1 protein-coding gene is annotated in these 1,327 nt (G+C 59.7%); it reads left to right on the forward strand.

Features of this window, described 5'->3' with window-relative positions:
* Positions 1–246 precede the first annotated feature (246 nt).
* A complete protein-coding gene (locus tag PMX72_RS08890; protein ID WP_271746206.1) occupies positions 247–1,020 on the forward strand; it encodes a type III pantothenate kinase in 774 nt (257 codons plus the stop codon).
* Positions 1,021–1,327 lie beyond the last annotated feature (307 nt).

A 1,327-nucleotide genomic window follows, 5' to 3' on the forward strand; every position in this document is an offset into this window, starting at 1 on the left:
CGACCTCCGGGTTATGAGCCCGGCGAGCTACCAGACTGCTCCACCCCGCAATGTCTGGGCGCCTCATGTGCGCAAGAAAGAATATTACGCGGGAGTTCGGTAAACGGCAAGGAAAATCTCGTAGAGCATAATTCCTTCATATTTAAACCTCTCAGCCCTTATCACCGTAAACGAATCACAGCCGAGCGCCGTCGATGGCACGTATACAATGGTGCGCGTCCTTTTATGCCGACACCGGGAGTAGACATGCTGCTCGCTATCGATATGGGAAACACGCAGACGGCCATGGGCCTGTTTGACGGAGACGAGCTGGTGCAGTCGTGGCGCATGCCCACCGACCGCTCCTATACCGCCGACGAGATCCACGTGCGCCTGATGGGCTTCTTTAAGATGTACGACCTTTCGCTCGATGCGGTCGATGCGATCGCCTTTGCCGGCGTGGTTCCGCAGCTCTCACGTGAGTGGCACGCCGTTGCCGACCGCATCGCGGCGGACGCCATCGTCATCGGGCCGCAGACGGCCGCCGTGACCAAGCTGCGCGCGGCGCGCCCCCAGGCCGTAGGTGCCGACCGCGTCGCCAACGCCGTCGCTGCCGAGACCTTCTACGGCGCGCCGGCAATCGTGGTGGACTTTGGCACCGCGACCAATATCGACGTCATCGATGAGGACGGTTATTACATTGGTGGGGCGATTGCGCCGGGCATCCGCATCTCCATGGACGCGCTTGCCGCCCGTGCCGCCAAGCTCGCCAGCGTGCCGCTCGAGGCGCCCGAGCACGCCATCGGTCGCGACACCGAAGAGTGCATCAAGGTCGGCGCCGTGGTGGGCGCTGCCGCCATGGCCGAGGGCCTGGTCGCGCGCATGAAGCGCGAGCTGGACCGCGAGGATGCCACCGTTATCGCCACGGGCGGTCTCGCCGGCATCGTCGCCGATTCGACCGATGCCTTCGACGTGGTGGACGGCCAACTCACCATCAAGGGCATCTGCGAAATCTACCGCCGCATGCAGAAGCTGGGATAGAACAGGGGCTTAAGTCGAGCACGCCCGATGTCACAGCCCCGCAAACGTTCGCCAAGCCTATTCCTCAAAACTGAAAAATTTTCAATTTTGAGGAATAGAGACTCCTCGAATACGCCCAGCGCAGCGATATCGTGCATGTTTCCTATTCCTCAAAAACGAAAATTATTCAGTTTTGAGGAATAGGGTGCTGACAACCCATTCCCCAGACAACAAGACCCTCCCCGGCACAGTGAACTGCCTCCCATTTCTTGGACATGAGAAATGGGAGGCTTTCTTTATGCGCGTTGATTTGAGAGTGAAGCATGAT

This window comes from Collinsella aerofaciens (assembly GCF_028207065.1).
Classification (GTDB): Bacteria; Actinomycetota; Coriobacteriia; order Coriobacteriales; family Coriobacteriaceae; genus Collinsella; species Collinsella aerofaciens_AR.